21 protein-coding genes are annotated in these 19723 nt (G+C 47.1%); 16 read left to right on the top strand and 5 right to left on the bottom strand.

Annotated elements, in window-relative coordinates; all coding sequences use genetic code 11:
* A partial coding sequence (locus NDI34_RS16450; RefSeq protein WP_348232470.1) for an IS630 transposase-related protein occupies positions 1 to 135 on the bottom strand: 135 nt, incomplete at its 3' end.
* A gap of 292 nt (positions 136 to 427) precedes the next feature.
* Between NDI34_RS16450 and NDI34_RS16445 the strand changes: the two genes are divergently transcribed.
* The 6 genes from NDI34_RS16445 to NDI34_RS16420 all read left to right on the top strand — a co-directional run bounded on the left by NDI34_RS16445 (position 428) and on the right by NDI34_RS16420 (position 4462).
* On the top strand, positions 428 to 763 hold the full coding sequence (locus NDI34_RS16445; RefSeq protein ID WP_348233185.1) for a hypothetical protein: 336 nt from the start codon (positions 428 to 430) through the stop codon (positions 761 to 763).
* Positions 764 to 893: 130 nt separating this feature from the next.
* Complete coding sequence (locus NDI34_RS16440) at positions 894 to 1262, top strand: YtxH domain-containing protein (RefSeq protein WP_190819587.1); 369 nt, start codon at positions 894 to 896, stop codon at positions 1260 to 1262.
* Positions 1259 to 1777: a DUF948 domain-containing protein gene (locus NDI34_RS16435; RefSeq protein WP_190429729.1), complete on the top strand. Its 519-nt coding sequence runs from the start codon at positions 1259 to 1261 to the stop codon at positions 1775 to 1777. The genes NDI34_RS16440 and NDI34_RS16435 overlap by 4 nt, the downstream gene beginning before the upstream one ends.
* Positions 1778 to 1803: 26 nt before the next feature.
* Positions 1804 to 2451, top strand: coding sequence for a rhomboid family intramembrane serine protease (locus NDI34_RS16430; protein ID WP_190429728.1), 648 nt, complete (start codon positions 1804 to 1806; stop codon positions 2449 to 2451).
* 259 nt (positions 2452 to 2710) lie between these two features.
* Positions 2711 to 3514, top strand: a complete 804-nt coding sequence (locus NDI34_RS16425; protein ID WP_348233184.1) for a TPM domain-containing protein — start codon at positions 2711 to 2713, stop codon at positions 3512 to 3514.
* 318 nt (positions 3515 to 3832) lie between these two features.
* On the top strand, positions 3833 to 4462 hold the full coding sequence (locus NDI34_RS16420; protein ID WP_190413018.1) for a precorrin-8X methylmutase: 630 nt from the start codon (positions 3833 to 3835) through the stop codon (positions 4460 to 4462).
* Between the two features lie 48 nt (positions 4463 to 4510).
* On the opposite strand, the gene NDI34_RS16415 is transcribed toward NDI34_RS16420, so the two are convergent.
* Positions 4511 to 5215 carry a phosphate ABC transporter permease gene (locus NDI34_RS16415; RefSeq protein WP_348233183.1) on the bottom strand — a complete coding sequence of 235 codons (705 nt, stop codon included), beginning with the start codon at positions 5213 to 5215 and terminating at the stop codon, positions 4511 to 4513.
* An 83-nt stretch (positions 5216 to 5298) separates the two neighbouring features.
* Positions 5299 to 6129, bottom strand: coding sequence for a 4-hydroxy-tetrahydrodipicolinate reductase (gene dapB / locus NDI34_RS16410; RefSeq protein WP_348233182.1), 831 nt, complete (start codon positions 6127 to 6129; stop codon positions 5299 to 5301).
* Between the two features lie 275 nt (positions 6130 to 6404).
* Here dapB and NDI34_RS16405 point away from each other — a divergent pair, with 275 nt between their 5' ends.
* Positions 6405 to 6701: a hypothetical protein gene (locus NDI34_RS16405; protein WP_348233181.1), complete on the top strand. Its 297-nt coding sequence runs from the start codon at positions 6405 to 6407 to the stop codon at positions 6699 to 6701.
* 62 nt (positions 6702 to 6763) lie between these two features.
* Here NDI34_RS16405 and NDI34_RS16400 read toward each other — a convergent pair whose 3' ends face one another.
* A complete protein-coding gene (locus NDI34_RS16400; protein ID WP_190429582.1) occupies positions 6764 to 7258 on the bottom strand; it encodes a DUF427 domain-containing protein in 495 nt (164 codons plus the stop codon).
* A 498-nt stretch (positions 7259 to 7756) separates the two neighbouring features.
* On the opposite strand from NDI34_RS16400, the gene NDI34_RS16395 reads away from it, so the two are divergent.
* Positions 7757 to 8782 carry a sodium:calcium antiporter gene (locus NDI34_RS16395; RefSeq protein ID WP_190413023.1) on the top strand — a complete coding sequence of 342 codons (1026 nt, stop codon included), beginning with the start codon at positions 7757 to 7759 and terminating at the stop codon, positions 8780 to 8782.
* Positions 8783 to 8967: 185 nt separating this feature from the next.
* Entirely contained in the window at positions 8968 to 9750 is a 783-nt protein-coding gene (locus NDI34_RS16390) for an ion transporter (RefSeq protein ID WP_190413024.1), read from the top strand.
* Between the two features lie 94 nt (positions 9751 to 9844).
* Here the strand turns inward: NDI34_RS16390 and NDI34_RS16385 are convergent, their stop codons facing one another.
* Entirely contained in the window at positions 9845 to 10690 is an 846-nt protein-coding gene (locus NDI34_RS16385) for a prephenate/arogenate dehydrogenase (protein WP_190413025.1), read from the bottom strand.
* Between the two features lie 666 nt (positions 10691 to 11356).
* Here NDI34_RS16385 and NDI34_RS16380 point away from each other — a divergent pair.
* The 7 genes from NDI34_RS16380 to NDI34_RS16350 all read left to right on the top strand — a co-directional run bounded on the left by NDI34_RS16380 (position 11357) and on the right by NDI34_RS16350 (position 19546).
* Positions 11357 to 12937 carry a pentapeptide repeat-containing protein gene (locus tag NDI34_RS16380; RefSeq protein ID WP_348233187.1) on the top strand — a complete coding sequence of 527 codons (1581 nt, stop codon included), beginning with the start codon at positions 11357 to 11359 and terminating at the stop codon, positions 12935 to 12937.
* A 98-nt stretch (positions 12938 to 13035) separates the two neighbouring features.
* On the top strand, positions 13036 to 14664 hold the full coding sequence (locus tag NDI34_RS16375; protein ID WP_348233180.1) for an ATP-dependent DNA helicase: 1629 nt from the start codon (positions 13036 to 13038) through the stop codon (positions 14662 to 14664).
* Between the two features lie 123 nt (positions 14665 to 14787).
* Positions 14788 to 15003, top strand: coding sequence for a DUF2839 domain-containing protein (locus NDI34_RS16370; RefSeq protein WP_190413707.1), 216 nt, complete (start codon positions 14788 to 14790; stop codon positions 15001 to 15003).
* Between the two features lie 457 nt (positions 15004 to 15460).
* Positions 15461 to 15805 (top strand): DUF1815 family protein, encoded by a 345-nt coding sequence (locus NDI34_RS16365; protein WP_190413027.1) that lies wholly within the window; start codon positions 15461 to 15463, stop codon positions 15803 to 15805.
* 121 nt (positions 15806 to 15926) lie between these two features.
* Positions 15927 to 16832, top strand: a complete 906-nt coding sequence (locus NDI34_RS16360) for an alpha/beta hydrolase (protein ID WP_206753538.1) — start codon at positions 15927 to 15929, stop codon at positions 16830 to 16832.
* Between the two features lie 571 nt (positions 16833 to 17403).
* Positions 17404 to 18285: an Npun_R2479 family HD domain-containing metalloprotein gene (locus tag NDI34_RS16355; RefSeq protein WP_190413028.1), complete on the top strand. Its 882-nt coding sequence runs from the start codon at positions 17404 to 17406 to the stop codon at positions 18283 to 18285.
* 115 nt (positions 18286 to 18400) lie between these two features.
* Complete coding sequence (locus NDI34_RS16350) at positions 18401 to 19546, top strand: ABC transporter permease (RefSeq protein WP_190413029.1); 1146 nt, start codon at positions 18401 to 18403, stop codon at positions 19544 to 19546.
* The last annotated feature ends 177 nt before the right edge of the window (positions 19547 to 19723 follow it).

Raw genomic sequence — 19723 nt, 5'->3', positions numbered from 1 at the left:
TCGCCGCTTCAGCCATAGGTCAATCGTATTGCGACTAATTTGGAACACCTGTGCGGCTTCACTTTTCTTCATGCCGTCTAACTCGATCGCTTGGATCACCTTCTGACGCAGGTCATAACTATAGGGGTTTGCCATGAGCAGCTTGAATAACTTCAGGACAACAGGTGATCTCTACTCTACGTCCTAACTATCTTGGCGGTTGCTATATTATCAGATTCCATAAGGGCATGGCGCAAATACGCCCCTAGATCGGGAATGGGAGGTTAATAAATTCACGATCTTTCAAGTCTCCTCAACTCAGAAAATTATCCAACCCTAAGCACTACCTACTAGCAAGGTAGCTGAGGGGTTGATGAAGCAGGAAATGAACGCTCAAAAAGCGGTAGATGAGTCAAACTAAAGAGGCTAGGTGCTTTCAGGATGAGAGATGGTGACAATTGTTGTGGGTTTCAATGTGCTGCTCTCGCTGATGCTGTTGTATGTTGCCTGGAAAATCCGAAAACTGCGATCGCGTCTGGCAAAAATTACAAAGATTGTACTCGCAGCCGAACGGAATACTTATAAAGTGCTACGGGGTGCCCCCAAGCTTCTTTCTAAAGGTCAGCTTGGGGCTAATTTGCTCACAGAGCGATATCAGCAACTCGATCCTCAACTACAACGGGTGCAAAAAATTTTGGCACTATTCGGTTTAGGACAAAAACTCTGGCTGCGGAATAAGCCAAAGTCAATAGGAATAACGCAGCGCTTCTGGCGCAGAAGTTGAAACTACCCAAACCCCTGCTGTTAAGATAAGGGCGATTTTCTTTTTCTAAAGGTACTCGTATTGCTGCCTGTACCGACAACGGATTAAGGAAAACTGCCTAAAATTGGAATTAAGACATAGAGATTAGAAAATGTCAAACAACCGTGCTGGATCATTTATTGGTGGTCTGCTGCTGGGCAGCGCTCTTGGAACCATTACCGGATTATTGGTTGCCCCTCGTACAGGTCGAGACACGCGGCGGCTGTTAAAAAAATCTGCCGATGCCCTACCAGAATTAGCTGAAGACCTATCGACCAGCGTGCAACTGCAAGCTGACCGCCTCTCAGAATCAGCACTGCGAAACTGGGATGAAACGCTTTTGAGATTAAAACAGGCGATCGCTGCTGGAGTTGAAGCATCTGCACGCGAGCAAGAAGCACTCAAACAAATCACGGATGAAGAAGCCCAGGCTGATGCACGCCCCCTTGTAACCACAGACGATAGGCGATCGCAAGAGTGACTGAACCCTTATTTTGGTTAGGATTGTCGGTTTTACTGGTGGCGGTTAGCTTAGCTGCCGTCTTAGTATCGCTGCTGCCAGCGGTACAAGAATTAGCGCGGGCAGCTCGCAGCGTAGAAAAGTTAGCAGATACGCTAAACCGAGAAATGCCCCCCACACTAGAATCAATTCGCCTGACGGGTTTGGAAATTAGTGACTTGACAGATGATGTCAATGAAGGCGTCAAGAGCGCCAGTCAAGTTGTTAAACAAGTCGATCAAAGCATTAGCGGTGCTAAGAAGCAGGCTCAAAACGTGCAAGTTGGCACCCGCAGCGTCTTTGCCGGTGTGAAAGCTGCTTGGAAAACTTTCAAGCGTCCTACGGGAGGGCGTAGGTCAATCGAGCGTTTGCCACCAGGGCAAAGAAATGGTTTTGAGCCTCGTGGATACGGTGATTCTTATCAAGACACTGAAAATGCCTCCACTTCTCATAAAAATTATCAGGAGTGGGAGTCGTCAGACTCAGAAGATTATTAATACAGATGCCGTTGAGAATACCAGCTATGAGAAAGAATCAGGGAAACTCAGAACCGACCGATTCTGCAACTGACTTGCTACTAGAGGATCGTTCATCAAACCGCAGACGAAACAACCAATACAACGGTGTTTTTGCCCTGATTTTGATCAACCTAGTTATCTTTATTGCTGACCATATTCTCAGCCTCAATCTTCAAGGTTTATATCTCAATCATGCCCGCCCAGCCTTTTATCAGTTCTTCACGGCGATGTTTTGTCATGCCAGCTGGGCGCACTTGTCGGGAAATCTATTTTTTCTTTATATCTTTGGTCGCCTAGTTGAGGAAGAGGAAGGGATCTTCGGGGTGGTCGCTTCCTACATCATCTGCGGACTGGGCGCTAGTCTGATGAGTTGGCTTTTCCAGCATGGGCCAATCTATTCTTTAGGGGCTTCGGGAGCCGTCTTTGGCTTATTCGCGGTCAGCGTGTTGATTAAGTTGAGCTGGAATTGGCGCAAAGTCTTGGAAGTTCTGATTTTGGGTCAGTTTGTGATTGAGCGAGTGTTCTTTGAATTTCAACAAACTGGGATTCAAGACGGGGTAGACCATTTTGCTCACTTAGGAGGCGCTGTTGTAGGAGTAGCGCTGATTATGGGTTTGATGCGGCTTGACCCCACCCGGTTTCGGAAAACTTAGTTAGTGCAGTAGACATCGCACCAGAGCAGCACAAGAGTCAGGGGTGATTCCATGCAACATCAAAGCTGGCATGGAATCACCCCTTTTTTCTCTTCCCTCTCCCCTTTTCCCTCAGCCCTCAGTCCTTATCCTTAGTCCTTTTCCCTCTCCCCTCCTGAATAGATACCCCTAGAGACTCCTTGTATTAAAATATGGTAAACAAGTGTAAAGAAATATTAGTTTACCTAACCCATTCGCTTTTAAAGAAACCGAACTGCCAATGAAGCCTCTTCCTAAACAACGAATTGTGGCATCTTTAGTCGCATTTTTCCTGGCTTTGTCCATTTGGGCGATCGCTCCCGTTGCTCACGCCTATAATAATCCCGACTTACTGCCGGAGACTCATACCCCAATCATTGACTTAGCCAAAGCCTTAACAAATATTCAGGAAGAGGCATTGGTCAAAAACATAGAGAGTTTTGAAGCAGAAACAGGTTGGAAACTGCGGGTATTAACTCAATACGACCGCACCCCCGGTCTTGCCTTGAAAGATTATTGGAGCTTGGATAATAAAAGCGTGTTGCTGGTTGCCGACCAACGCGGCGGCAATATTCTCAACTTTAATGTAGGCGATGACGCTTATAAACTCATGCCCCGCACCTTCTGGATTGAGTTGCAAACGCGCTTCGGCAATCTGTACTTCGTGCGCGAAAATGGCGAAGACCAAGCCATCATTCAATCATTAGAAACTATTCAAACCTGTCTGCGTCAGAGCGGTTGCCGGGTTGTACCCGGACTGCCCAGAGAACAGTGGATTCTCACCCTAATTACCTCCATTGTGGGCGGAATTATCTGTGGCTTTGCCGCTGTACCCCGCAAAGAAGGACAAATTTTTGCATGGCAGTGGGCTTTAATATTCTCTCCCTTGTGGGGAATTTTATTTATTGCTTTTGGTCTCGGTCCCGTTGTCACTCGTACCTCGGAGTGGTTACCCGTGTTTCGCAACTTCGCCGGTTTTTTCATTGGTGCTTTAGTTGCTTACCTGTCACCGATGATCATCCAGTCTTCTGCTCCGGAAACTTGAAAAAATCCGTCAGTAGCTAGAGCATTTCCAGGCTTTGTCTGAGAATCAGGGCAAGAGGCAAGAGGTATCCCCTCGCACCTCTAGCCTCAAACCTCTAGCCTGAAAAAAGCGGAGATTGCAATCCTATTTGATTGGTCAGGTATTTTTTACGAACTTAAAACATACCTGCATACAAGAAGCAGAAAATTTCATTAAATCTTTTTCTCTTATTTCTCTTCTTTTTTTCTTTAGTGGTTTAATAACACTGTTTTGGTATTCAAAAATCATTTCGGACTGCTAGCTGGTAAGCTGATAGCTAAAAGCTGAAAGCGAATCGCTATGGAATGGCACGTAACGGATGCCCAAAGTTTGGCAATCATTGACCGAGAAATTGGCGACCACATCTTCTCACCAGCGGAATTTGAGATTGTGCGTCGGGTCATTTACGCAACCGCTGACTTTGAATATCGGTCTTTAATTCGCTTTTCTGAGAGGGCACTCCAAGCTGGCGCAGCCGCTTTGGCAGCCCGTAGTACTATCGTGGTAGATGTGCCAATGGTGCAAGTCGGCATTAGCCCCACGATCCAAAGTACTTTTGCTAATCCGGTGTATTGCAGTATGGAAGCCCTAACGCGGCCCCAAAAAGACAAAAGCCGCGCTGCCTGGGGAATTGAAACCCTTGCCAGACGCTATCCAGAAGGAATCTTTGTGGTAGGTCAGGCTCAGACGGCTCTCATTTCCCTGGTCGAGCTAATTGAGGCAGAAGAAATTCGACCAGCATTGGTGATTGGCACACCTTCGGGATTTGTGGATGTGGATGTTGCCAAGGAACGGCTGAATGATTCGCTAGTTTCTCACATCCGAATTGATGGACGTAAAGGGAGTGCGGTGGTAGCAGCGGCGATTGTCAATGGTTTAGTTGACTTGGCATGGCAAGCTTATGGGCAAGATACGAATGGTGTCGGCTAAGGGCAGAGAGGCGGGGCGTTAGCCATTAGCCATTAGCCGGTTCTCGATTCAAGGGCGACGCGATCGCCTACGCTTAGGAGTACGGTCTTCAGGATAGGAAACATCGTCAGTGTCTCCTAACTGACGGCTGACATCCTCAAAAAAGTCTCGCCGCAGATAAGGATAGTCGCTCACCCAGAGATTCTGACTGGGAATATAAATGTCTGTCACCTTGGCAATCCGACCCAAGTCTTTTTGATTGGACAGCACGACCATCTCAGCAACTTGACCGGGTTTAACTGCTTTATGGATGCGGCGAAGCGGTACTTGCATCTGGGTCGTAAATCCGGTTTCATCCCCAACTTCGATGTTCAACCGACGCTCTCGGTTTTCAACAATCACTAGTTGCCCGCGATTGTTGACGGTTTGCTCTTCGCCAATCAACTCTTCAGAAACAAAGATATCCACGACTTCACCCCGCCAGAATCCACTGTAGGCGTAGCGGCGATAAGAAGCATTCCGGAGACTCGCCCAATAGACGGGTGCCCACAACCAGTAAAGACCCCCAATGATTCCCAGAAAAAAGGTGATCGCGCTCAAATCTTCGCCCAGCAAAAACTTGCCGACGAGTAAAACCACCACCACAGCTACTACAGAAATTAGCAATCGCTTTAAAAAGTCTGGGAACTTGCCCCAACAGTACGCATACTGCGGGCCAGTAGCAATCTGGGGAATCAAGTCTTCAAATTTCTTGCGTGTTAATGGGACTAGCATATTGTTCAAAAGCGAATTGCTAATTGAAGGATGGCTAATTGTTTAAGAGCAATCCTTCGCTCCTTCGATCGGGGATTAGCCACTTATAGTATCTTTTCTAACCCATAGACTAAGGATTTGAGCTGGAGAACTTTGCGGATAGCGAGAAGAACACCAGGCATATAGCAAGACCTATCTGAAGTATCGTGGCGTAGGGTATAAATTTGACCTGGTGCTCCAAACATCACTTCTTGGTGAGCGATGAGACCGGGTAAGCGAACGCTGTGGATGCGAATCCCCTCGTCGGCTTGGCTACCTCTGGCACCGGGTAGTTTTTCGGTTTCTTTTACCGTCGGTGGATTGTAGGTCTTACCCAGTTCGCCTAACATCTGGGCAGTTTGAAGGGCGGTACCGCTAGGGGCATCGGCTTTTTGGTTGTGATGTAACTCGATAATTTCAACGTGGTCAAAGTATTGGGACGCCTGGACAGCTGCCTGCTGTAGTAAGACCATGCCAATGGAAAAGTTGGGGATAATCAGGGCACCCGTGCTGGCTTTGTCGGCAAATTCAGCAAGCTCTTGGATTTGCTGCGGGCTAAGTCCAGTTGTGCCAACGACAGGTCGGATGCCGTAAGCGATCGCAGTCCGCACATTTTCATAAACTGAGTCAGGATGAGTAAAATCAACCATAACGCCCTGTTGTTTTTCCTGGGTCGCTAGCACCAGCATCCCTTGTAAGTCACTGACAATGGGAACTTCCAAGGGTTCGCAACCCGCCACTTCTCCAACGTCTTGACCCTGGTATTCCAAAGAGCGATCGATTGCCCCCAGCAAAGTCATATCGTCTGCTTGAGCAACGGCTTTGACGACTTCGCGACCCATTTTTCCAGCCGCACCGTTGACGACAACGGGAATCGGACACTGTTGATTTGCCATGATTTAAGAATACCCTTCTCGACAAGCGCATTCTAGACCAAGAAGGGCTTCCCACGATAACTGAATTATGCGATCGCGTGCAAGAAGATATTCTTTGTAATTTCTCTTTCTGTCGCAAACACTGCTCGCTAGAACGGCTGAGGATATAGCAGCGGCTTTCTCTAGCTTTAAGTCACAAAACTTATTGAAATTAATTTTCAATAAGCTATACTCCAAAGTAGAACATCTTTCTGTTTAAAAGTTTCAAATTTAGTTTATTCAGCGGTTATAAAACAATGCCATTCCCTAACAATTCGGCTACTTACGATCTGAGAAGTTTTGGCAATAAACCTGATGCCACCTCTGCAAAAATAGAGAACCGATCGGATGAGACTGACGCCGCCTCTGTCGATTCGCCACTCTTGTGTAACCTCGACAAAAACGGTTCAGCAGAGGATTCCACTCTTAATAATCACAACCTCCCGCTTACGGAGAGTAGGGTTCCGACCTATTTTGAAGATGAAGACCCGGAACGCACGCCAGAACGATGGTGGAAGAGACGGCAATGCCAAGGATTGACCGGATTTTCTTAAATGAGTTCTAGGCAGAGTAGGGGTGTACATCTTGTACATCTGGTGTACACCCCTGGAAAATACTACCAGCCCCAGGTTCCTGGCTCACCTTTGAACGGGCCAACAATATCGCTGGTGATCCAACCGCCGTAGAAACCTCCAGGTTGCGGCTGCACTTGTTCTCCATCGACCGAACAAACATCCATCATCTGGGGATAGAAAGCGAGATAGTTCTTGATGCTGGCGAAGTTTGGTGTGGGATTGGGATAACCCCAAGCGGCATTCGGTGCCTGTTTGTCACTGACAACGACTGTGTAGTAGAAAGCGCCTCCCTTCCATTCACAAAACGATTCCTGAAGAGTTCGCACTAGATATTCCATTTTGATATCTAGGGGAGGAATGTAGTAGACAGGCGGGTGACTGGTTTCTAGTACGCGCTTTGCCCGCTGAGTATCAACAATTGTGACGCCGTTGAAGACGATCTGGATGTGCTTGGATGATTCCTCAAGACGCGGGGGACGAGGGTAATCCCAGACTGACTCTTGACCGGGTCCGGGTGCAATGCGATCGCGTTTCATGCTGGCTTCTTCTGTTGTAGAATCACACTCGCTATTTTAGATGTGTCGCGCTGTCGCTTTGCTGATTGTTGTAGCGAGCGCTAAGAAACGCGAGAAGCCGTGTATAGGAGCATACAAAAAGAGCGATCGCTCCAAAAGAAATTTTTGCTGAATCTGACTTCTAGTACAGGCACCTGACAAGCTGTGCAAGGAATAATGAAGCTTAGGTAGCCATTCTCAGGGTGCTTACTTTGACAATAAATAGCAGACAAAAGCGGTGGATATACCAATACAGTTCGGGTTAGATACCCAAAAACCCAAAACTCTAGAGGAGATATCCCTAAACACAATACGGTCTGCTTTTCCGGATTGGGAGATCCTGCAACCCTCTGGAAAACATTGCTATAAGCCAATTTCCCTCCTTTGCAAAAGGGTGGAGAAATTTTCCCCTTAGAAACTCTGCTTGGGGCAATCAAATATTTTGCATTGAAAAAATTAACCGAACCATAGTAGGTGGATGTGTTTGATTCCTTAACCCTGAGTATTAGTGTTTTTTTTATCGCTGCTGCGGTGATTGCCGTTGTAGGAACGATGATGGCAAGCACAGCGGATCGTCTAGCGGATGAAACGGGTCTTGGAGAAGCACTGATGGGTGCCTTGTTCCTCGGCGGTAGCACCTCATTAGCAGGCATTGTTACCTCTGTCACCGCCGCTGCCGGAGGTCACGCCGAACTTGCCATCAGTAGTGCTTTAGGAGGGATTGCTGCCCAAACAGCATTTCTTAGCATTGCCGATCTTGCCTATGGGAAAGCCAACCTGACACACGCAGCTGCCTCCGTGCCAAATCTGATGCAGGCAACACTTCTGGTTGCTTTATTAGCAATTCCTCTGATGGCAATGTCTGGGCCAGATGTCAGTTTTTTTGGAATTCATCCCGCCTCGTTCCTTATCCCAGCCGCTTATATCTTTGGCTTACGTTTGGCGGCAGAGGCTCAAACTACGCCCATGTGGTGGCCTCGGCGGACTGCGGAAACGCAAGTTGACGAACCGGAGGCAGATAATTCCGAGGGTACTAAATTGACTGTGTTGTGGTTAAGGTTCGCTTTGCTGGCGGGGCTGCTTGCCGGTGCCGGTTATTTTGTGGCGGAAGCTGGAATCTCGATCTCTATGCACAGCGGTCTTTCTGAAACGATGGTAGGAGGGCTTTTTACCGCTTTGTCAACTGCCCTACCGGAACTGGTAACAACCATCGCGGCGGTGCGACGAGGGGCGCTGACGCTTGCGGTGAGTGGCGTTATCGGGGGAAATAGCTTCGATGTGATGCTGGTGGCGTTCTCTGACTTTGCTTATCGGCAGGGTTCGATTTATCATGCTTTGGCACAGCCTCAGATTTTTGCGATCGCGTTGACGATCCTGATGACCGTCATTCTAGTTTTGGGCTTGTTACGGCGGGAAACACATGGAATTGGAAATATTAGCTTCGAGAGTTTTTTAATTCTGCTCCTATACTTAAGTGGGTTTTCGCTGCTGTTTTTTGGGAATTGAGCAACTACCACTGAGGTTTGCTTTGTTAAAAAAGAAACAAAAACTTTGAGTTATTCAAAATAATTAATTCAAAATTCAAACGTGATTTATCGCTCTATCTTTAAAGATTTTTACCGATTATCGATTACCCGACTTTCTCCTGTTTGATATCAAGCTGCCAATTTTCGTTTTGTGATTTTATCTAGATGCGGCAAAAAATTGCTTTTTATTTAGAAGACATTGAAACACCAACAGGAAAAGCGTTCAACTTCCTAATTACAGGAATGATTTTGCTGTCTTCAGCAATTTTTGTTATCGAAACCTATCCACTCCCAAATTACGTCCGAATTAATCTTAATACTATAGACTATGCAATTTTCCTACTTTTTGCATGGGAATATTTGCTTCGTTTATGGTGTGCAGACAATAAAGTTCAACATATATTAAGTGTTTATTCAATTATAGATTTAGTAGCAATATTGCCATTTTTATTAGGAGTGGTAGATATCAGCTTTATCCGGGTATTTCGATGGTTTAGGATTTTGCGATTTCTTCGATTTATAGAAGGTAAAAGATTATTTGGTCGCACCATCAATGAAGATGGAGAGATTTCAGCTCGAATATTATTTACTTTATTAGCAATCATATTTGTTTATTCCGGCTTGATTTATCAAGTTGAGCATCCAGTAAATCCTCAAGTATTCGCTACTTTTTTGGATGCTGTATATTTCTCTATTGTCACAATGACAACAGTTGGATTTGGCGATGTAACACCAATTTCACAAGGAGGTCGCTTGATGACAGTCTTAATGATTTTGACCGGAATTGCTCTGATTCCTTGGCAATTGGGCGACTTGATCAAGCGATTGGTTAAAACAGCTAATCAGGTAGAAACCCTTTGTCCTACTTGCGGTTTATCATCCCATGATACAGATGCTCGGTTTTGCAAAATTTGCGGAGCAAAGTTGGAAAAACTAACAGGTAGCTAGTAGCGAAGGAAAGCGAGCTCATTTGCGGCAGATTGTGCTGTCGTTGCCTAATGGGCGATAGTCCGGTAGAGCGATCGCGCTTTTTACAATAACCCTATTCGAGGTTTAAAAATTTCGGTCGTGTCTGCTGGTTGATAGAAAGTTTCTCCTGCAATGCGTTCCAGTCTTCTCGCTCAATTTGAGAAATAATTTGATCGAGTCCGGTTCGATATTGTTGAAGACTTCGCAGTAATTCCCCGCGATTGTACCGCGCCATCATCACGCCTAACTCTGGATTGCCTCCGCCGACGCGGCTGGTATCCCGGAAGCCAGAACTTGCCAATTGTTGCGCTAATTCTAGAACCGCTGGATCGGTTTCGTTGATGCAGGCATGAATTAAACCAGCACTCACCATCACCGGCAAGTGAGAAATCCAAGCCACCGCGCGATCGTGATCTTCTGGACGGCACTGATAGATTTTAGCTTTGAGCGATCGCGCAATTTCCTCGACAATATTCACGGCTGCTGGGGGAGTCGTCTTCACCGGCGTCAATACATAAGCTTTCCCAGCAAATAGCTGAGTCTGAGCTGCTTCCAGACCACTTTCTGCCGTCCCCGCCATCGGGTGGCCCCCCACGAAGTTCGTCCAAATCGGTTCTAGCGCTTCCACCACCGGCTTTTTGACCGAACCCACGTCTGTGATGATGGCGTTGGCAGACAAATGAGGAATCAGCTGCTGTACGGTTGGGGCGATCGCGCTAATGGGCGTACACACAAAAACTACATCGGCAGCTGCCAAGAGTGCCAGATCCACACTCGCATCATCCACAACCCCTCGCGCGATCGCATCAACACAGGTTTGCTCTCGACGCGCGATCCCCAAAACCTGATAGCCAGCCGCTCGTAAGTCCAAACCCAGCGAGCCGCCAATTAGCCCCAACCCTACAATCCCAATATTCATGGTTCTGTCTAATACTATTTCACCGTAAAATCGGCACAAATAACTTGCTGGAAATGGCTACTGGCTCAGACGCGAACAGACAAGTCAGCGCTTCGCTATCACCGCAAGTCTTCTACAGTTCAAAATCTCAAATCCAAAATCTAAAATGGTATAAGCTCCTAAATTTCCTCAAAATGAGGAAAACAAGAGCAATTTAGCTGTCTCCCCGAAACAAGGAGGGCTGGAGAGGGGTTCTCTCTGGGACTACTGTACCGATGTTCTAGCATGATGTTCTAGCATACAGTGCCAACTTACCCCACGATCCAATCAGCCGCTCGTTAGGCTTCTGTCAAAATGGCTGGACGACTATTTTCTTAAAGTAAAGCCCTTCCAAACAGATGAGGTAGGGAGCATAATAGATTTCTTCATTCATCCTTCATCACTCTGAGGATGCCCTCACTGAACTTACTTCTAAGATTTACAGAGGGGCACGCTAGATTAGTGCTTGTACAACTTTGTACAACTTTAGATAGATGCCGGGGAAAAATCCCGACTCAACGCAAGCAAAGCCAGGGTTCATCTGCTGCAAACTCACCCAGCCACTCAAAACGACAAATGAACCTCAAGGCTTGCTGGTAGCGCCCTCCTCCTAACCATAAAATGAGAATGCTGGCAAGGTGGCTCGAAATGAATGTCGATGAACTGATAGTAAGATACGCAGCCGGTGCGCGAAACTTCGCGGCAATTGACCTGAGTGAGGCAAACTTGAGTGGCATCAACCTCAGCGGCGCTAATTTGACAGGCGCTAATTTAAGCGTGGCGAATCTCAGCGGTGCCAATCTCGAAGCCGCTAACTTGACTCAAGCCAAACTTAATGTCGCGAGGCTTAGTGGAGCCAATCTTAGCAATGCCATCTTAAACCAGGCAAACTTCAACGTTGCTAACCTGATTCGAGCGGATATGGGGGGGGCGCAGCTCATTCAAGCCGTCTTGATTCGAGCCGAGCTAATTCGCGCCGATCTGAGTGGATGCAATCTCAAATCAGCGAACCTCAGCGGTGCTGATTTGCGTGAAGCCACTCTTAGAGAAGCCAATCTAAGTCGCGCCAGTTTGAATGAAGCCAACCTCCGGGGTGCCTTTTTGACGGGAGCCAACTTGGAGCAGGCAAACTTAAATGGCACCGACTTGAGCCGCACCGACTTGAGCGGTGCCAATTTCCGAGAGACAGAACTAAGACAAGCCAATCTCAGTCGCGCAAATCTCAGCGGAGCGGACTTAAGCGGCGCAAATCTGCGTTGGGCAGACTTAAGCGGTGCAAATCTGCGTTGGGCAGACTTAAGCGGCGCAAAATTAAGCGGAGCTAACTTAATCGGCGCAGACCTTAGCAATGCTAATTTACTCAATGCCAGCTTAGTTCACGCCGACCTTACCCAAGCTCGATTGATTAAAGCCGATTGGATTGGAGCTGACCTGACTGGGGCGATATTAACTGGGGCAAAGCTGTATGCAGTCTCCCGTTTCGGCCTGAAAACTGAAGGAGTAACCTGCGAGTGGGTTGACTTGAGTCCGGATGGCGATCGCACGGAAATTTTTCGTCTTACCACTGAAGAATCAAAAAAGTTCTTCAATGAAACGCTGCCAACCGTCCGAATTATCGTAGATGCACCGTTAGATTTAGAAGCAAATTTAGCACTAGCCACTACTTATCATCACCTCTCTAAGCATTATCCGGGGATCGCTCATCCTCCCAGTTTGGAAGTCAGCGCTCGAAAAACAATTCTCACTTTCAGAATTGATAGCAACGATCAATTATTTCCCCTGGCTTACGTGGCTATTTTTCCCTTCAACGATGCAGTAGCAACTCAGAAAAATATCAGCGCTCTAGTGAACCTACTTCAATCTCAAAATCAATCATCACTAGGGCATAAAGATGCTCAGCGGGTCAAGCAATTAACTGCCTCCCTTAATAAAACAATCGATCAAGTCGGTAGTCTCGATATTTGCAAAATGGTGCCCGAACTGAAAAGAAAATTAAACTTCTTCCAGGCTCCAACCCAGACGGTGCTAAATAATTCTACGGATCAAACCTTGAATGTTTATCATCACCCAGTGTTTGGGAAACGGTTTATGAATCAAAGTCAATCTAATTCCAGCGGTTTCCCGAAAAACAACTCGGTGGAAGCGCAAAGCTTGATTCTCCCCCCGATAGGTACATTGATTGAATTTGTCAAGGAATTTGATTATTTAGAAAAATTACAGCAAAGTTGAACAAAGGGTCAGCAGGCAAAAGGCGAAAAAAAAGAGAAAATATGTAAAGCGATCTTTTTTACTTTTTGCTTTCCTAACTCTAAAGTCTCAAATCTAAAGTGATAGAGGTAGAAGTTCATTCCTCACTACGTGCATTCCTTCGCGAGCAGGAGAATCGTTCTTGGCCTCATCATCTGACAATGGCGAGGCTGGTGGCACGGGCTTTAAGATTAGGGCGTTCTGCCCTGATTCAGACTGGAGTTTCTTCGCACGGTACGGGGAAGTATCGCCTGAGTTACCTAGCACCAGCACTGCTATGGACGAAATCTGTCATCCTGGTGGCTCCAGAATCAGTTCAGCAACGCTTGCTAGAGGTGGAAATTCCTCAGATGCGACAGTGGATGGGGAGGGAAAAAGCCATCCTGGCAGGCGATGCATGGCCTGACGCTGACTTTCAGGGACTGCTGTTAATCTCTCCAGAGGTTTGGTTAGCTGACCGCCTCAAAGGGCTAAATCGGATACCCTTTGGCATTCCGACTATTTTTGATGGTGCCGATGACTTGGAAGAGTGGGCACGCGACCAACTGACTGCTAGCTTGCGACCCAGCGATTGGGAAGAGTTGATGCTGGCCTTTCCCCGTAAGGTAAAGGCAATCCGGGATGCGCGGGTACAGCTAACAAAAGCTGTCTTCCAGCATCCAGCCAATCCTTACGAGTGCTATCTGATTTCACCTGCTGAGCAAGACATCTTGAGGCGTCTCTATGCGGTCTTAGAGAATGCGATAGGAGTTGAAGGCAGACAGAATCTTGTCGAAACAAGAACGATCCCGTCTGGAGAGCAGGGGAGTGGGAGAGGGGGAGAATTTCCCGCCTCGCCAAATTTACCCCCGGCTTGGAGAAATTTTTGGCATCGGTTGCAAGCAGAAGACCAACTCATGTGGGCAGAAATTGCTCGGAGTCAGGGCCAATTTTCTTTGTATTGCGGCCCCGTTGAGGTGGCAACTGCTTTAGAAAAAATCTGGCACCACGAGCCGGTGGTATTGATTGGTGCGGCACTGGATTTAGAGACAGAAGCGATCGCCTATCGTCAGCGGGTAGGATTGGGCAACCTAACGTGTCTGAAGTTTTCTCCAGACAGGCAGAACGAACTGATTCAGCTATATCTCCCCGATCGTCTCCCCATGCCGAATACACCCCAATTTCAGGGAGTCCTGATTCAAGAAGTCCAGAAGCTAGTTGAGACAATGGATCGGTCGCTGGCAGAGAATCCCGACATTCAAAGACTAGCAGTGATCCTGGTGGAGGATACGCCTTTAAAAGCCCAGGTGGCCTCTGTGATGGCGGCTGAGTTTGGCTCCCGCGTGCAAGTGGAAAAAACCAGTTTGTCAAACAATGGCATTCTAGTAACGGGATGGGAATTTTGGCGGCATTATCAGGAGGCGTTGCCTGCGCCCCAGTTGCTAGTGATGGCGACATTGCCGATCCCTTCTTTAGAAAATCCTCTGGTAGCGGGTCGGGTTGCTCATTACAAGGAACAGCGTAAAGATTGGTTTCGCTTGTATCTGTTGCCGGTAGCTTTGAGTGAATTGCAGCGAGCGATCGCCCCCGTGCGAGAATGTCGGGGCGTCGTTGCTCTCCTCGATGGTCGCGTAAATAACCGCAGCTACGGCTCTCAGGTGCTGGAAGCACTGAGTCCTTTGGCTCGGATCAACTATTTGGACAGTAACTGGTTTACAAGCGATCGCTAGCTTCTCCCACACCCCTCGCAGCTCATCGCTTTGTCTCAATACTTGTAATTTAATCAATCATTCAGCTGCGGCTCCCACGCCAGCGTTATGATAAACAAATGTCTAAAGGCATCACCAAAAATTATGGGTGAATCCAAGCGTCGGAAAGAAGCACTCAAAGAGAAGTATGGTCAAGATACCTATATCCTTCCTTGGGTGCCGATCACTAAAACTCAGGCACAACAGTTTGTGAAAATCTCCGGTCAGGGGGCTTGGTACGGTATCGGTTTCCTGATCCTTTTTTGGATAACTATCCGCTTCATCGGACCTTCCTTTGGTTGGTGGCAGGTCGTCAACTAGACCTTCCTAAAAATCTGGTTGGGTGAAGTGCTTAGAGACAAAGTATTTGATAGATTTGTCTTGCCGACAGGTAAACCAAAGCTATCAAATTCTTTGTCTCTAACTCTATAAGTAAGTTTCGCCCATAGGACTAGATTTAATTGATTATTCTTATCCTTAGCGAGCGATCCCCTTAAATGCAGCGATGATTCTGCCCCTGGCAACACTTTACCGCTAAGTCCGTCTTTAGTTAGAAGTAACCTTTAGCACTGCTGTTTAGGATGCAGGAGTATCATTCAAACTGTTATTGTTGATACTTGGCTTTTCTGAATAGTCAAGTTAACCTGGTGCAAATCAGGGAGCCGTCAAGTTCTAAATTTTCCTATGCTCCTCAATTAATTTACCGTCATGCCTGGGGAGCAAAATCTTAAGAAAGTATAAAAGGTTTAAACTAAGGTGTGGTGGTTGGAGGACAACCGTGTTTCTACGACTTGCAGAGCAACACCGTCAATTTGTACAGGATCTAGTGATGAACCTCCAAGCTCTGGCGATTGTGCTAGAGCAGCGGGGCTATCTGGCTTCTTGCTATACCTGCGGAGGCCAAATGAATAGCGCATCATTTATGGTTAGTCTTGGTGACAACCATCTAATTCGCTTTTTAGTATCGGATTATGGGATTACCTGGACAGAAATGCGGGATGACCGTGAATTAATGAAGCTAGAGGGCGCTGAAGCGATTTGTCAGCTACAAGACCTAGCCAATCTAGTTAAATACCAAATCAAACCTTCTGAGTATCGTCCTGCCGTGCCCCAGCGAGGCTAAAGGAGTTAGCCCAGTAAGGTTTCACCACTCTCTTTAGACAGATAAGCTCCTAGGACTGCTAATCTGAAAAGTGAGAAACCTACGTGCTAACCCCTGGCGATGGATGCCGGAAGAGATGTCTATGACCGCCCTTGATTGTGCATGGCAACACCATTTTATTGAGACCAACAACATTCGCTTACATTGTGTCACCCAAGGAGAGGGAGAGCTAGTTATCCTGTTGCACGGGTTTCCAGAGTTTTGGTATTCCTGGCGGCATCAAATCCCAGCACTGGCTCGCCATTTTAAGGTGGTGGTTCCCGATTTGCGGGGCTACAACGATTCGGATAAGCCTCTCAGTGGTTATGACCTGGATACTCTTAGCGCCGATATTCGGGGTCTGATTGAGAATTTAGGGTATGTCCGGGCACATATTGTTGGTCACGATTGGGGCGGATTGATCGCATGGCATCTAGCGCAGAAATTTCCAGACGTTCTGAATCGTCTGGCCATTTTGAATGCGCCGCATCCGTACAGGTTTTGGCAGGAATTGACGGGAAACCTGGATCACCTGCGTCGCAGTTGGTACGTTCTGGCGTTTCAGATTCCTGGTTTGCCAGAGTGGCTGATTCAGCAAAATTTAAAAGATTTTGTAAATAACGTGTTTCGGGGACAGGCGGTTCGCAAAGGCGCGTTTTCTGCCGAGGATGCCCAAGTGTATCAGGCAGCACTAGCAAAGCCTGGGGTTTTGGCGGCGGCAATTAACTACTATCGATCGTCTTTGTCGCCTCAAAATTGGCTGCATCACTGGGGACGATCGCCCGATCCCGTCACTGTGCCTACCTTGATTTTGTGGAGCGAAGAAGACGCCTTTTTGACTCGAAAACTCACCGAAGGCATGGAACGCTTAATCGCTGCTCCTTTCAACCTAAAATTTATTAGTCACTGCGGTCACTGGATGCAGCAAGAAGTTCCCCAAACCGTCAATCGAGAACTCTTAAACTTTTTCCGCTCCCCAATATTAACTGGTGGCAAAAAAAACTTCTAAATCTATTGGTAAAAATCTATCGAAGAAACTGCTGCCAGTGTGGTGAGATTTAAAACTGGCGACTTCGCTCATGTCAACAATCTTTAACAACACGCTTGATAGCGCCAAATTAATTGGCGCTATTGGTTTTGGAAATGTTAATTTAGCAAAAGTTAGAAGAAACTAAGCTGATTGACCGGAATAGCCCAAAAGCCCTATAGTCCCAGTTTCTTCGACTACAGAATTTTAGGCGATCGCGTTGAGACTCATTTTCCAATTTTTCAACAAACTCAAGTCATAAGGCAGTATCAAACCCCCATCTGGCGGTCAAAGAACGAATTGTGATGCGAAACACAGAGCAACCATGACAATTAACAACCCCAGTCGCCAAATTTTGTTGCATCCTGGAAGGGTAGGGGTTGTATCTATTTCGTTCGACAGAGGACAAGGTTGTATCCTCGGATTAACTCGATTTATGGCGTAGCGCCACCAGCAAAATGATTGGGTACCGTGAGAGCGATCGCCTCATGCTCAATTATTTCCCAAATCAGCAACGCCCCCTCACTGCACTCAGTATCAGCGAGAACTAAGGATGTTTAACGCTACAGAAATTCTAATTGACTCTTTTGTTCAAAGAATTCGTGAAGGCTACCGACGCACTTACGGCGGCTACAAGCCCGACTACGAAGATATTATTGCCTGGGCGGGGGGTATGGCTCTGGAAAACATTGCCAACAGCGACGCCCTTTATCACAATGTTGAACACTCGATTTTAGTCGCTCTGGTCGGGCAAGAAATCTTGCGCGGTAGACATATCCGCGAGGGCGGGGTGTCCTGTGAAGACTGGTTGCACTTCATTCTCTCCTTGGTTTGCCATGACATTGGCTACGTGAAGGGCGTGTGTCGCCTAGATAGAGACTACGAAAGACTGTATGCGACGGGGCAGGATGCAGAAATGGTTTCCGTGCCTCGTGGATCTTCAGATGCCAGCTTGACACCGTATCACGTCGATCGAGCCAAACTCTTTATTGAAGAGCGCTTTGGCGGTCATAAGCTGATTGATGCGGAATTGATCAAGCGCAATATTGAACTCACTCGTTTTCCAGTCCCAAAAGCAGAGGATCATCAAGATACGGTTAATTATCCAGGCTTGGTTCGGGCATCTGACTTGATTGGTCAGCTGAGCGATCCCCGCTACCTGAAGAAAATTGGTGCCTTGTACTATGAGTTTGAAGAAACTGGCGTCAATCAAGCCTTAGGTTATCGGCATCCTGGAGACTTGCGGCGGAACTATCCCAAATTTTACTGGCATGGGGTATTTCCGTATATTCAAGATGCGCTTCGCTACCTGTCGCTCACTCAGCAGGGTAAGCAAATCATTGCAAACCTCTACTCGAATGTGTTTGTTGTTGAGCACGAAAGTGCCGAAGATGAGCGACGGCAACTGGAAGAACAGTTAGTAGTTGGAGCTTAGAAAGGGAACCAGTGGGGAGTTAGGAGCGAACAATCCAAATAAGCTTGGAAATACTAAATTCTAGCTTATGATTTAATTTAAAACTCCTAACTCATAACTCCTAAGCACTAACTTTATGAACTGGTGGCAAAAGCTTAAAAACAATCCCTTAGCTCGTTTTGGCGCTTTAATCCTGTTAATTTTTTACCTTAGCGTTATTGCAGCTGATTTTGTTGCGCCTTATCGTCCATGTGACTCTTATGACCTGTCTCAAGGACTGTGTGATGTACAGCCAAATACGTCACTTTTGCCACCAACTCAGATTTACTGGCGCAACCGTGAGGGACAATTTATTGGACCGCACGTTTATCCGACGACTCAGGGGCCGACAGATTTAGAGACGGGCGATCGCAAAGTGATTGTAGACTTCCAAAAACCTTCACCTGTTCGCCTGTTTGTCCGGGGACCGAAATACCAACTATTTCAGCTTCGCCTACCGCTGCCACCCAAATTTGATGAGGTGGAAATTCTTAGCGGTATTCCCTTTAATTGGCATCTCTTCGGCACCCTTGGGGAAGGCAAACTGAATGTGTTAGGCACCGATGAACAGGGGCGCGACCAGTTCAGCCGTCTGCTACACGGAGGCAAAATCAGCCTCAGCATTGGTCTAGTGGGAATTGCCATATCTTTCCCCCTAGGTTTGTTGGTTGGGGGGATTTCTGGCTTTTTCGGAGGCACAACCGACAGCATCTTAATGCGCTTTGTGGAAGTGCTGATGACAATTCCCAGCCTTTATCTGTTGGTTGCCCTTGCCGCAGTGCTACCGTCAGGACTAACGAGTGCCCAGCGATTCTTATTAATTGTCCTGATTACCTCATTCGTCGGCTGGGCTGGGTTAGCACGGGTGATTCGGGGACAGGTGCTGTCCATTAAAGAGCGGGAATTTGTGCAAGCAGCACGCGCAATGGGTGCAAAACCGCTGTACATTATCATTCGTCATGTGTTGCCGCAAACTGCTACCTACGTGATTATCTCGGCAACTTTGGCAATTCCTGGTTTTATCGTCGCGGAATCAGTGCTGAGTTTGATTGGGCTAGGAATTCAGCAGCCAGATCCGTCTTGGGGGAATATGCTATCGCTAGCAACAAATGCATCAATTTTGGTGTTACAACCTTGGTTGATCTGGCCTCCAGCGCTATTGATTATCCTCACTGTATTAGCATTTAACTTGCTAGGCGATGGGCTGCGGGATGCCCTCGATCCCCGGAGTTTGCGGCGGTAATTTTAAAAGTTTTTTGCGAATTTGTGTGACATATTTAGCAGAGTCGGTCATATTTGTGAACTGACTCTGCTAAATTTTTTGTTGAGTTTGTTTCCGAGCTATTCATATAGCTCGGAAACGTGTGATCTGATAGGAGTTGGAAGCAAATGATATTGAAAATTATATTCAAAAAAATTA

This window comes from Trichocoleus sp. DQ-U1 (assembly GCF_039961925.1).
Taxonomy (GTDB): Bacteria; Cyanobacteriota; Cyanobacteriia; order Cyanobacteriales; family FACHB-T130; genus FACHB-T130.
Note: the sequence above shows the minus strand (reverse complement) of the source record. Positions and strands in the feature narration are given on the sequence as shown.